The organism is Croceicoccus naphthovorans (assembly GCF_001028705.1).
In the GTDB taxonomy this organism is placed as follows: domain Bacteria; phylum Pseudomonadota; class Alphaproteobacteria; order Sphingomonadales; family Sphingomonadaceae; genus Croceicoccus; species Croceicoccus naphthovorans.
In genome coordinates this window covers 2911683-2923649 of sequence record NZ_CP011770.1, presented here as the reverse complement: position 1 = coordinate 2923649, position 11967 = coordinate 2911683, and the positions used below count along the sequence as shown (strand labels likewise).

Sequence of the window (11967 nt, the reverse complement as noted above, 5' to 3'; positions counted from 1 at the left end):
CATCGCGATACCCGCAGCCAGGCCGCGAAGTGCTCCGCCTCTGAACGGTAGGCTTGCGCCACCCCCTTCGCGAGTTGGAGGCCATCGATCATATGCGAATAGTCAGCAAGATGACGCCCGAGATCGTAAATCCCATCGGCTACGTCGATGTAACCCTGGTCTTCGAGAAACCGGACAAAGCGCCTGACACGCGCCGCAAGATCGGCCTTGTAGGCTGTCGCTTGCGCTGAATACCTTGGGCACCGGCATCGATGCTGCTCAAAACGGCGCACGATGCGATCATCAACCGTCCCGAGCGCAATCCCGCGTAGTCCCAGCCAACACAGAAAATGGCGGATCGCTGCGCTGTACAGGACCGCACAGGCTGTTCCCTCTTCAACCGACAGAGAGGAGAGGAATGCACTGAATAGGGCGTTAGTACTGGGCGGCTCTCCAACCCTGCTTGGTGCAGGCTGAAACGACACAAATGATCTTGTTGGCATGGTGGTTCCTTCGACATGTTGAGGTCGAAGGACCGGTAATTATCTGGAGTAAAATCATGACGAACCGACGCAATCCCGCGCCTCCGGCTGCGACGCTCGACATAAACTGCGACTGCAAAGAATACGTGTAATGTTGAGCTCAGCATTACACGTACTCCCGCGGGGAGAGATCGATATCGAGCGCTTCACGTTCTTCGTCGGAGAGGTCGGCAAGACGCCGGTCGAGCATGGCCTCCGCAGTCGACACCAGCTGCACGACAACCGAATGGTCCTCGCCAAGAGCTGCTTCCATCGCGGGTATCAGGCTCGGCAGCTTCATCGAGAGCAGGAGCTGGGCAAAGAAGCGCTGCTTGGTACCCTCGAAGATCGATAGCGCCGCAGCCTTGGCGTTGCGATTGAGCGTATCGCCGCTGTCCTCGTCGACCACTCGGGTTGCTTCGAGCGCGGCTTCGAGGTTGCGGTGAATGATCGCCCAGGCATCGGCATAGGCATCATAGATTCTTATCTGCGCGTCGGTCAGGCTGTGCTCGAGGATCTCGTACTCGACCCCGGCGAAGGACAGCGCACGGGCGAGATAGAGGCCCTGGGCCTTGAGGTCGCGGGCGACAAGCTCCATCGCCGCGACGCCGCCGGCGCGGATCTCGGTCGTGAACGCCTCGTGGGTCGGAAAGGCGGTCTCGGGTCCCCAGAGGCCAAGCCGTGAGGTGTAACCGAGGTTGGCGATATCCGAAGCTCCAGTGGCAGACGCGTAGATCACCCGGGCGCGCGGGAGATGGTTCTGCAGCCTGAGGCCCGCCATCCCTTGTTCGGAGCCCTTGACCTTGCCGCGGATTGAAGCGCTCCCGAGTGCATTGGCCATGGCGTGGGCTTCGTCGAAGGCGATCACGCCATCGTAGTCCTCACCCGCCCAGGCAAGGATCTGGTCGAGGCGCGTATCCTCGGCGCGCCCCGAGCGCAGCGTCGGGTAGGTGACGAAGAGGATGCCTTCGGACATCGTCACGGGATGGCCGAGTTTCCAGCGCGAGAGCGGCTGGAGATCGAGCGGTAGCCCGCCAAGCGCTTCCCAATCGCGGCGCGCATCTTCGAGCAGCGCCTCGTTCTTCGTGATCCAGATATGGCGACGCTCGCCGGCGAGCCAGCGATCCATGATGACCGCGGCGATCTGCCGTCCTTTGCCCGCTCCGGTTCCGTCGCCGAGGAAGAAGCCTTGGCGGTAGGAGTGTCCGTCTTCGGCCAGTTCCAGCGAGGTGCCTTCCTGGCTAACCTTGAACTGACCCGGAAGATCGCGCGCAAATGCCTGGGCAGCGTAGACCAGTGTCTCGCATTGCGCTTCGGACAGCAGGCCATCCGCCTGCCAACCTGCGGGAAGGCGCGGGCAAATATCGGGCTGCGGTGCCGCGACCGAACCCATAGCGACCGATTCCACGAGCGGGGTAGGATGAACTGGCGCATCTTCGACGGCGATGCGGCTAGGCCGGTAAGGCAGGTAAATGCCTGCCTGTTCAGGCACCGGTGAGGGTTCGGCGAGGACCGAATAGGTGAGGTCGATCGCAGTTGCTGTGGCTGCAGGAGTCGCCGCGAACGGCGCCACCGGCCGAACCGGCGCGCTTTGGGTCGAAGTCTTGCCAAGGAGGCGCACTGGCTTGCCGACTGGCAGGCGATGGAGGCTGGCGGAGGTCCGCGCTCGTCGCGGTAGCTCCGTGACAATTTCGTGGAGCTCAATTAGGTCGGCAGTATCTCCGATGATCGCTGACGAGGACACAATCGGCGTTTTGTCGAACACGACCAGTCGCACGGCGATCCCCGTCCCTGTCCGGCGAAAAGCCTGCTGCAGCCGGACATTGAGGAGCAGCGACGCTTCGTCCTGTGCCTCGGCGAAGGTGCAAGCATCGAAGCCATTGGGCAAGATGGCGACAATCCTCGCCCCAGCAGCAGCAGACCGGATTGCACTGCGAAGGTGGCGCTGCGCCGTCTCACCGTCCTTTCCGCGTTCCTGGCTGCGGGCGAATGGCGGGTTCATCAGCACGACCGACGGAGCAGCGCCGCGAAGCAGATCGGCGATCAGTTCCCCGTCGTGCGCAGTGATCGTGGCCGCGGGAAAGATGTGGACCAGGCTGTCTCGTCTTGCAGGATCGATCTCGTTGAGGATCAGCGAAGCGTTCTGAACGCTGCCCCACAGCGCAAGGGCGCCATTGCCGGCGGATGGCTCGAGCAGCGTGTCATGCGCAGAGACTGCTGCGGCCTTCGCCATCAGCCAGGCCAGCACCGGCGGGGTCGAGAACTGCTGGAGTTCGACCTGTGCTTCGCTGCGAACGTGCCGCGGCGGCAAGGCTGCTTCGAGCCAGTCGAAAGGCGCTTCTGCTGCGTGCGCGCTTGTCGCCAGATCGATGTGTGAGGACTCGCGAAGCCAGAGCAGTGCGCCGATCTCGACCGCGTTGTTGTAATCGTCGATCGTCCAGGCGCTTCCCCAATCTTGTGCACCGGTCTCTTCGGCAAACAGGCTGGAAATGTCGGTACGGGTGAGATGACGCCCCGACGCAAGAAGCGCGGCAATCCTGGCCCCAATGGCGTGGGCCAGGGGCACTGCCGGCATCTGCTCGCCGGCGGGAAACAGATCTGATTGAAACATGGCAATTCGTCCTCCTGATGAGGGCATCGGGACACGCCCTCTGCCGGATCAGGAATTCGAGAAGCCCACTCTCCTCTACGGCGCCGCCTTGCGGCGCAGCCATGCTGTCAGTTCATCGTTCCAGTCTGTGTCGCGTGACGACGGCTTGCGAACGTGGATCGTCCGCGCATCGCGGGCATAAGCGGCCAGGGCACGCGACGCAGCCAGCTCGCCGCCAGCATCGTGATCGACGAAAAGGTGAAGCTCGGTCACGCTCTCGGGTACGCTGACGAGGCCGAAGCGCTCATTGCCCAAGGTCGCCCAGACGGGAATGCCGGTGAGAGCATAGGCCGACATCGCGCTCTCGACCCCCTCGGCAAGGCCAAGCTTGCCGGAGGCCGGAGCGAAGAGGCGGACAGCTGCTTCGCCGAGCGCGCCGAGCGCGCGCTTCGGTTTGTCGAAATCGGCCTTGGCATTGCCCGAAAGGAACGTGCGATGGATGGCGATCGGCCCCACGTCGAGGCTGACCGCCGCAATCATGGCCGGCAAAAAACGGGTGCGTCCCTTCGGACCAAGAGGCGTTCGTGGATGGAAGCAGAGCGCCGGAGATGCTGCGAGGATGCCGCGGCTCTCGAGATAGGACTTTGCTGGACTCGCGCGTAACGGCTGTGCGTCGCGCCAGATGCGCAAGGCAGCGGCCGAAGGCTTCGCTGCAGGACCAGTGTCCATCGTGGGCTCGATTGCACCTCCCGAGAACCAGGCTGACGCCGGTACACCTTCACTCACCAGAGCAGCCAGCACGCTCTGCTGATCACATCCCGCAAAACAATGGAAAAGGATCGCTTTTTGGCCGAGCGACACACCGAGTGACGGCGTACGGTCGTCATGCGCAGGGCAGCAGGCCATGCCTTTTGTGCCGGACCATTTGCCGCCCCGGTTTTCACAGATGCGGCGGGCGGCTTCTTCCAAAGAGCTTATCTTGGTGGAATATCGGTGGGACATGGCACATCGCGATCCTTTCGGCTCGCTCACAAAGGCCCTCCTCCCCTCCAGCCCTTTTGTGTTGTAAGAACAGGTCGGAGGGGATTCACGTCTGCACTGCGAGCCCGTCGATTTGAGCGTCACATCGACATCGCCGCTCACCCGCGAGGTCTACCGATTATTCGTAGTGACTTCTCACTAGCGCCATTGATCCTTATTGCTGCCCCACGACCTGGTCAGTTTAGATCATGCGACACGTTACCTAATCGAAAATTCCAGTCCGATCTTTCCTTTTGCAAATCGCGTCGTGCCTTCGAAAGGTAGTCCCGCCAAGTCCGTCGATGAGTGATATGGCTGATTTTGCCGGGCTTGCTCATTCCCGCCATCGCGGCAACCGCCATTCTGCCATGGCCGGGTTGATCATTTTCACGAGCGAATAATGTCTTCGCGCGTTCGATTTCCTCGTCTGAATAATGCATTCGATGCTCCATCGGGTTGGACCTGCGAGAGCGTTCGAACGAAATTCGGCGAACCCTCTGCAGGGTCCGCCGGTTAACCTCCAACTGGAGGACGGGACCTCGGAATTCTTCCGAAGCTGTCGGCTTGTGCCGACATGCGTGACGTTTGCGATATAGTCGCTGAGACAATTCGCGCAACTGCACAGCGACTTTTGAAGTACGATGGTCAAGCCGCGGCCTAGCGACCGCTCACCAGCGCCTCTCCACTCAGTCATGGTCATTGTAAGCCTCGTGCAGGAGGCGGTGAAGCATCTTCCTTCGGTAAATCTGCTTCAAGCGAAAGAGCACAAAAACATGACATATCATTTCTATTTGCGGAATTTCGCATGATATGTCATATATCGGGCCATGCCCCGTTCGTCTCGAGCTGCTAGCGGACTACCGCCCCAGAGCCAACGTGCGATTACACGGCTAGGTAAGGATATCGCCCTTGCTCGCCGCCGGAGAAAACTTCCTCAGCGTTTAATGGCCGAGCGCATGATCGTCTCGGTTCAAACGCTGCAACGCCTCGAAGCGGGAGATCCTACCGTGGGCCTCGCGGTTCTGGCGAGCGCCCTGCATGTCCTGGGGATGACACAGCGCCTTGCCGAGCTGGTAACCCCAGACAGTGACCGGGCTGGCATCAGCGAGGATTTGTCCCGCCTGCCCCAGAAGACCCACGCTGTCAGCGACGATGATCTGGATTTCTAGCAAGCCGTGACGACCATCCGCACCTATGTCTTCGTGCATCTTGAGGAGGGGCCTGTTCCGGCAGGCCTTCTCACGATGACCGACGAACCGCGCAACCAGTTTGCTACCTTCGCTTACGGGCGGCGTTATCTGGAACGCGCTGACCGTATTGCGGTCGATCCTGTAGCTCTGCCGTTGCACGAAGCTGGAACTTCTCGAACATTCAGGACGGAAGAAGGCTTTGCCGTGTTCGGTGGCATTCGGGATGCTGCTCCTGACGGCTGGGGCCAATACCTAATGTACAAGGCGATGGGCGATCGCTTGCCGAGCGAAATCGATCTCATTCTGGCCTCGGGCGAACATCGCGTGGGTGCGCTCGCCTTTGGGCCGACGTCCGCCCAGCCTGAGAGAATTACACCATGGGGGGACGGCCCTGCTCCGGGCGAAGAGTTCACGCTCGCAGAGCTAGCAGAAGCCGCCGAACGAGCGCAGCATGTCGACGAACTCGACGAGAACTTGAGGGCGTTGCTAGCCGCCGGGTCATCTCTGGGCGGCGCCCGGCCGAAGGCTGCTACAAAAATCGGCGACAAACCCTGGATCGCGAAATTTCAGAAGCGGGGAGACAGCTTCCCCGAATGCCGGGTCGAACTGGCGACAATGCGGCTTGCCAGCGAATGTGGTCTCGATGTGCCGCCACTCGACTTCCGCTGTGTCCTTGATCGCGACATCTATCTGATCGAGCGGTTCGATCGGATTCCTCACGGCAACTGGCTGGAACGCAGGCCCTTTGCTTCGGGGCTCACAATGCTCGGGGCGCATGAGAGCGAGGTCAGCAGCTTCAGCTATGCCGATCTCGCAGGAGCGATCCGGCAATTCGGAACCGAAGTACGCCAGGATCTGCACGAATTATTTCGTCGCATGCTGTTCAATATCCTCGTCACCAATGATGATGATCACCTACGTAATCATGGCTTCCTGTTCGATGGTGAGGGATGGCGGCTTTCGCCGCTTTACGATGTAGTGCCGAAGCCTCAGCTGGGACTGGAGCGCCGGCTCGTCCTCGGCGTCGGGCCGGAAGGCCGCGCTGCAACGATCGAGAACGCTCTCGCCGGTGCCGCGGTCTTCGACCTCAGCCATGATGACGCGAACGCAATCGCCGAAGACATGAGCAGAATCGTAGCGACACGGTGGGAACACCTATTCACAAAAGCAGGGATAAGCGCGGCTGATCGCAAGCGTTTCGCCACCTGCTTCCGGTTGGCAGCACCTGTGTCATGATCGCAAACGCAGAAATCCGTTCATGGGGGCGCGTGCTTGCCTAATTTGGCATGGTGATTACCCGGTGATTGCTAGCCGAGAAAATGGGGATCAAAAAATGCCGATTTGTGATTGTATATCAGTCTATTATGATAGTATGACCACTAAGGTCTGGTATTTTCGTTATCGCAAGCGGTGATCGCGCAAGATAGATCGCCTTTCGGGGTACATTCGAAATCTGGTTGGCACGGCTGGCCCGTTCGCCCCTAATTCCCCGTCCGGTTTCAATTTCGGGAACACGGACATGGATGGCATCGGCATTGGCTGGCCCACGCTGGCAGAGATCTGGCCCTATATCGGCATCGGCTTTGCCGCGCAGCTGGTGGACGGCGCGCTGGGCATGGCTTTCGGGGTGATCTGCAACTCACTGCTCGTCGGCGTGCTGGGGCTGCCGCCCGCGCTGGCATCGGCGAAAGTTCACGTGGTGGAATGTTTCACCACCGCCAGTTCGGGCCTCAGCCACCTTTACCATCGCAACATCGACAAGCGGTTGTTCTTCAAACTGCTGCTGCCCGGCGTGATCGGTGGCGTGACGGGGGCCTACCTGCTGACCAGCATCGATGCCTCTGTCGTGAAGCCGTTCGTGCTGGGCTATCTGACGCTGATCGGCATCTACCTGCTGGTGCGCGGTATATTCTGGCCGCCCAAACCGCGTGAGGCGAAGTCGGTTGCGCCGCTGGGCCTGATCGGCGGGTTCCTCGATGCCGCGGGCGGGGGCGGCTGGGGGCCGGTCGTCACCTCGAACCTGCTGGTGCAGGGGGTGGAGCCGCGCAAGGTAATCGGCACGGTGAACTCGGTCGAATTCTTCCTGACCATTGCGGTGTCGGCGACGTTTATCGCCAGCATCGGCGTGGCTGACCTTGCCGGACCGACGCTGGGCCTGATCCTTGGCGGTGTGGCGGCGGCCCCGATCGGCGCATGGGCGGCAAAGCGCCTGCCGGTGAAGCCGATCCTGATCTTCGTGGGCCTTGTGCTGGCCGCGACGAGTGTGTTCGGGATCTGGAAGACACTTGGCTGAAACGGTCGCTTTCCGGCGCTGCCGGGCTGCAAGCCATCGCCGCCTGCGCTTCCGGTGCTCACGGACTTTAAGTCCGCTGCGCGCCGGTTCTCGGCAACGACGTCTTTTGCCTCGGCATCATCCGAAAATCGATCCGTTTCAGTCTAAGAGCTACGCAATAATATCCGGGATCAGCGCGTCCTGAATCTGCGCGATCTGGTCCTTCAGGCGCAGCTTGCGCTTTTTCAGGCGCGCGACCTGCATCTGGTCAGCCGGGTTTTCGGCCAGCGCGGCAATGGCGGCGTCGAGGTCGCGGTGCTCCACCATCATGATGCTCAGCCGCTTGCGCAGTTCGTCTTCGGTCATCGATGCGCTTTCAAGACCCCGTGCAGCTACCCGTCGCCCCGGTTCAGGCGTGCGCGTCTTTCGCACTTTGCGATGCATCGTGCAATCGGGTCTGGCACGGATTGCGGCACATTCGCCTGATCGCAATTGAACCCCCGCTTCGTCGAAATATTTCTGCAACAGTCTTCGCAAGGCGCGCGGTTTGTGGTCCACTCCATGTGTCGGTGGCGAAGGCTAGCGAGTCGCGGTGCCGGCACGGGTTGCAGCCGTTATGGTTCGGGGAGTTTCACTCACACCACGCTCAATACCCAACGCAAGGAGATTGCTATGGAATCGACGCACATCACCGCTCTTCAGAACAAGCACGCCGGTCTGGATCGGCAATTGCGAGACGAGCAGGCGCGACCGGCGCCCGATGCTGCGAGGGTTCAGCAACTGAAGCGGGCAAAGCTGAAGGTGAAGGAGGCGATGACTCTGAACTGACGGCAAGCCGCTTCCCAACACGGAGCGAAGAAAGGCGCTAGTCCCTTGAGACAAGTCGCCTGATATCAGCGCCCCCGAGCCGTCGGCCCGGGGGCGTTCGCTTTTCGGGCGGCTCGAACGGCGCGTATTTCGGCCCGCGCCGTTCTTTCCCCTTTTGCGCCGGCGCGCCCATGTGCTTTAAGCTTGCGCGATGCAGTCCGCCGTCTCCGCCTCTCGCTCTATCCTGACCAGCCTGCACGAGGTGATGGCCGCGCGCACCCATGCGCAGGCCAAGCTGAACCAGGTGGTCGATATCATCGGCGAAAACCTCGATAGCGAGGTCTGCTCGATCTACCTGCTGCGCGAGGGGATGCTGGAACTGTTCGCAACCCGCGGTCTGGAACAGAGCGCGGTCCACGTCACGCGGCTGGCCATCGGTGAAGGTCTGGTCGGTTCGATTGCCGCGAACATAGAAATGCTGAACCTTGCCGAGGCGGCGGCGCACCCGGACTTCAGCTATCGCCCGGAAACGGGGGAAGACAAGTTCCACTCTTTCGCGGGCGTGCCCATCGTGCGGTTGGAACGCGCGGTCGGCGCGCTGGTGGTACAGCATGTCGAGCCGCGCCGGTATGAGGATGTCGAGATAGAGGCGTTGCAGACGGTGGCGATGGTGCTGTCCGAACTGATCAGCAACGCCGACCTGATCGACGAATACGATTCCTTTGCCGCCAGCCCGCAGTTCGTCGATCCGCAGCAGTTGCACGGTCTGCCGCTGGTCAAGGGCCTTGCCGCCGGTCACGCGGTGTTCCACCAGCCGCGCATCACCATCGAACACGTCATGGCCGAGGATACCGAGGCCGAGCGACAGCGCGTCTATCTCGCCTTCGACAAGATGCGCGAACAGATCGACAAGATGGCCAGCCAGGCCGAGTTCGGCGTGGGCGGAGAGCATGAGGCCGTGCTCGAAACCTACAAGATGTTCGCCTATGACGAAGGCTGGGCCAGGCGCATCAACGAAGCGATCGATTCCGGCCTGACCGCCGAGGCCGCCATCGAACGCGTGCAGCAACGCACCCGGATGCGCATGCGCCAGATAGACGATGCCCTGCTGGCCGAACGGATGCACGATCTGGAGGATCTGTCGAACCGCCTGCTGCGGATGGTGTCGGGGCAGGTCGGCACGGCGGCGACCATGGGCCTGCGCGGCGATGCGATCCTGATCGCGCGCAACCTTGGCCCGGCGGAATTGCTGGAATACGACCGGCGGCGGCTGAAAGGCGTGATCCTTGAGGAAGGGTCGCTGACGGCCCATGTCGTCATCGTCGCGCGGGCGATGGGTGTGCCGGTGCTGGGGCGCGTGCAGGGCCTTCGCGGCTATTTGCGCGAAGGCGACGAAGTGCTGCTGGATGCGACGCAGGGCATCGCCAACGTCCGTCCCGGACCGGCGGTGGTAGAGGCGTTCGAGGCGCGCTCGGCCAAGAACCGCGAACGTCAGGCCGCCTATGCCGCGTTGCGCGAAGTGGAGCCGATTTCGAAGAACGGCGAGCGTGTGACGATCATGATCAACGCCGGGCTTCGCGACGATGTGCCGATGCTGGCCGCGACCGGGGCCGACGGAATAGGCCTGTTCCGGACAGAATTTCAGTTCCTGGTTTCCGCCGCCCTGCCGCAGCGCGAACGCCAGACCAAGTTGTACCGCGACGTGATGGAAGCCGCGGGTGACAAGCCGGTGGTGTTCCGCACGATCGACATCGGCGGCGACAAGTCGCTGCCCTATTTGCGCACCGACGACGATGGGCAGGATGACGAGAACCCGGCGATGGGCTGGCGCGCGCTGCGCCTTGCGCTGGAACGCGAAGGGTTGATGAAGGCGCAGGCGCGATCCTTGCTGGAGGCGTCGGCCGGACGGACGCTGAACGTGATGTTCCCGATGGTGTCCGAGGTGTGGGAATTCGACGCGGCCAAGGCGGTGTTCGAAGGCCAGCTGAAGTTCCTGAAAGAACGGCGCAAGATGCTGCCCGAACGCATCCGTTACGGCGCGATGCTGGAAGTGCCCGCGCTGGCCGAGATGCTGGACGTGCTGGCGCCCAAGCTGTCGTTCCTGTCCATCGGCACGAATGATCTGACGCAGTTCCTGTTCGCCGCCGACCGCGCCAATCCCAAACTGGCCGAACGCTACGACTGGCTCAGCCCCGCGATCATGCGGTTCCTGCGCCGGGTGATGCGGCAGCTGGACGGGCACCAGATCGACATCACCGTCTGCGGCGAAATGGGCGGACGCAGGCTGGAGGCGCTGGCCCTGATCGGCCTTGGTATCCGCCGCCTCTCGATCACCCCCGCCTCGGTCGGCCCGATCAAGGAGATGGTGCGCCAGATCGACACCCGCGAAATCGCCTCTGCCATGGATCGCTGGCTTAACGAGCCTGTCGGCGATCTGCGTGGAGCGATCACGTCCTGGGCGGAAGAGCGCGGCTTGGATCTGGACTGATCCGGCCGGGTGCGGCGTTTTGGTCGGGAACTGGCGTTAAGTCGAACCATTCCTTCAACAAGTCGCGCAAATCACGGGGTACTCGCTTGACTTGCAGGCGCAGGCGCGCTTGCCTTCGCATTCGCGGGCCACAGGTACTGAAAACCGCGCGATCCGGACCGGGGAAGCAATGCACGACGATAACGAGCCGAGCGAAACGACCGAAACGACCGAAACGACCGAAGCGGCAGACGTGGCTGCGGCGGCGCCCACCGGAACCGTCGGCGAAAGGCTGGCGGCAGAGCGTGAGCGGCAGGGCCTTACCCGCGCCCAGATCGGCGAGCGGACCAAGATCGGCGAACGACATCTCGATTCGATAGAGGAAGGGCGGCTGGCCGACCTGCCGGGGCGGACCTATGCCATCGGCTTCGTGCGCAGCTATGCCCGCGCGCTGGGCATGGACGAGAATGCGCTGGTCGCCGACGTCCGCAACGAATTCGGCATGATGGAGCCGCAAAAGCCGACCCGCGTGCTCGACCATATGGAGCCGGGCGATCCGGCGCGGGTGCCTTCGTCGAAACTGGCGTGGGGCGTGGCGGCGCTGTTGATCGCGGTCGTGGCCATCGGGGCCTTTGCGTGGCGCGGTTTCTTCCTGCCCGCCGAAGACCTGCCCCCCATCGCGGCTGAGGAAGAGCCGGTTGCCGCCGCGCCAGCGCCGACCGCCACCGCCAGCGAGGCGGCGATCGCCGATGGCGCGGTGATATTCACCGCCACGGTCGACGGCATCTGGGTGAAATTCTATGACCGCAACGGGCGCGACCTGTTTCAGAAACAGATGGCCGAGGGTGAGAGCTTTACCATTCCGCAGGATGCCGACGGCCCGCAGCTTTGGACCGGGCGGCCCGATGCGCTGACCATCACCATCGGGGGACAGGCCGTGCCGCCGCTGGCGACCGAACAGCGCACTATCCGCGATGTGCCGGTCGATCTGGAATCCTTGCGCGCTCGCCCATCGGGGCCGGGCGTGCCAACCCGTTAAGCCTGCCGCGCGCCCATGATGGTCAAGGTGAATCGTGCCTTCAGCATCGCCGTTAAGCATCTGTTTGGCATGAAGTTGTCAC

General features: G+C 62.3%; 10 protein-coding genes. 6 read left to right on the top strand and 4 right to left on the bottom strand.

What is annotated here, in order from left to right; genetic code table 11:
• Positions 1 to 627 precede the first annotated feature (627 nt).
• The 3 genes from AB433_RS14595 to AB433_RS20630 form a co-directional block, all read right to left on the bottom strand.
• Positions 628 to 3111, bottom strand: a complete 2484-nt coding sequence (locus AB433_RS14595; RefSeq protein WP_047822020.1) for a strawberry notch family protein — start codon at positions 3109 to 3111, stop codon at positions 628 to 630.
• A 75-nt stretch (positions 3112 to 3186) separates the two neighbouring features.
• Positions 3187 to 4092: a DUF7146 domain-containing protein gene (locus tag AB433_RS20080; protein ID WP_156170919.1), complete on the bottom strand. Its 906-nt coding sequence runs from the start codon at positions 4090 to 4092 to the stop codon at positions 3187 to 3189.
• Between the two features lie 215 nt (positions 4093 to 4307).
• A complete protein-coding gene (locus AB433_RS20630) occupies positions 4308 to 4550 on the bottom strand; it encodes a hypothetical protein (RefSeq protein WP_156170841.1) in 243 nt (80 codons plus the stop codon).
• A 504-nt stretch (positions 4551 to 5054) separates the two neighbouring features.
• On the opposite strand from AB433_RS20630, the gene AB433_RS14585 reads away from it, so the two are divergent.
• The 3 genes from AB433_RS14585 to AB433_RS14575 all read left to right on the top strand — a co-directional run bounded on the left by AB433_RS14585 (position 5055) and on the right by AB433_RS14575 (position 7593).
• The gene (locus AB433_RS14585; RefSeq protein WP_008601437.1) at positions 5055 to 5279 is read left to right on the top strand and encodes an XRE family transcriptional regulator; all 225 of its coding nucleotides are present in this window, start codon (positions 5055 to 5057) and stop codon (positions 5277 to 5279) included.
• A 75-nt stretch (positions 5280 to 5354) separates the two neighbouring features.
• On the top strand, positions 5355 to 6536 hold the full coding sequence (locus AB433_RS14580) for a type II toxin-antitoxin system HipA family toxin (protein ID WP_221403488.1): 1182 nt from the start codon (positions 5355 to 5357) through the stop codon (positions 6534 to 6536).
• A gap of 283 nt (positions 6537 to 6819) precedes the next feature.
• Positions 6820 to 7593 carry a sulfite exporter TauE/SafE family protein gene (locus tag AB433_RS14575; protein WP_047822014.1) on the top strand — a complete coding sequence of 258 codons (774 nt, stop codon included), beginning with the start codon at positions 6820 to 6822 and terminating at the stop codon, positions 7591 to 7593.
• A 150-nt stretch (positions 7594 to 7743) separates the two neighbouring features.
• On the opposite strand, the gene AB433_RS14570 is transcribed toward AB433_RS14575, so the two are convergent.
• Complete coding sequence (locus AB433_RS14570) at positions 7744 to 7938, bottom strand: DUF465 domain-containing protein (protein WP_047824203.1); 195 nt, start codon at positions 7936 to 7938, stop codon at positions 7744 to 7746.
• Between the two features lie 306 nt (positions 7939 to 8244).
• On the opposite strand from AB433_RS14570, the gene AB433_RS20075 reads away from it, so the two are divergent.
• The 3 genes from AB433_RS20075 (at position 8245) to AB433_RS14560 (ending at position 11885) form a co-directional block, all read left to right on the top strand.
• Positions 8245 to 8400, top strand: a complete 156-nt coding sequence (locus tag AB433_RS20075; RefSeq protein WP_082134949.1) for a YdcH family protein — start codon at positions 8245 to 8247, stop codon at positions 8398 to 8400.
• 190 nt (positions 8401 to 8590) lie between these two features.
• A complete protein-coding gene (gene ptsP / locus AB433_RS14565) occupies positions 8591 to 10867 on the top strand; it encodes a phosphoenolpyruvate--protein phosphotransferase (protein WP_047822012.1) in 2277 nt (758 codons plus the stop codon).
• A 169-nt stretch (positions 10868 to 11036) separates the two neighbouring features.
• Positions 11037 to 11885 (top strand): helix-turn-helix domain-containing protein, encoded by an 849-nt coding sequence (locus AB433_RS14560; protein ID WP_047824201.1) that lies wholly within the window; start codon positions 11037 to 11039, stop codon positions 11883 to 11885.
• Positions 11886 to 11967: the final 82 nt, after the last annotated feature.

What these genes read in the sequence shown, in the direction of transcription:
- AB433_RS14595 (WP_047822020.1), bottom strand. Translation starts at nt 3,111, where the DNA reads ATGTTTCAATCAGATCTGTTTCCCGCCGGCGAGCAGATGCCGGCAGTG.
- AB433_RS14585 (WP_008601437.1), top strand. Translation starts at nt 5,055, where the DNA reads ATGGCCGAGCGCATGATCGTCTCGGTTCAAACGCTGCAACGCCTCGAA.
- AB433_RS14575 (WP_047822014.1), top strand. Translation starts at nt 6,820, where the DNA reads ATGGATGGCATCGGCATTGGCTGGCCCACGCTGGCAGAGATCTGGCCC.
- AB433_RS14580 (WP_221403488.1), top strand. Translation starts at nt 5,355, where the DNA reads ATGACCGACGAACCGCGCAACCAGTTTGCTACCTTCGCTTACGGGCGG.
- AB433_RS20080 (WP_156170919.1), bottom strand. Translation starts at nt 4,092, where the DNA reads ATGTCCCACCGATATTCCACCAAGATAAGCTCTTTGGAAGAAGCCGCC.
- AB433_RS14570 (WP_047824203.1), bottom strand. Translation starts at nt 7,938, where the DNA reads ATGACCGAAGACGAACTGCGCAAGCGGCTGAGCATCATGATGGTGGAG.
- ptsP (WP_047822012.1), top strand. Translation starts at nt 8,591, where the DNA reads ATGCAGTCCGCCGTCTCCGCCTCTCGCTCTATCCTGACCAGCCTGCAC.
- AB433_RS20075 (WP_082134949.1), top strand. Translation starts at nt 8,245, where the DNA reads ATGGAATCGACGCACATCACCGCTCTTCAGAACAAGCACGCCGGTCTG.
- AB433_RS14560 (WP_047824201.1), top strand. Translation starts at nt 11,037, where the DNA reads ATGCACGACGATAACGAGCCGAGCGAAACGACCGAAACGACCGAAACG.
- AB433_RS20630 (WP_156170841.1), bottom strand. Translation starts at nt 4,550, where the DNA reads ATGCATTATTCAGACGAGGAAATCGAACGCGCGAAGACATTATTCGCT.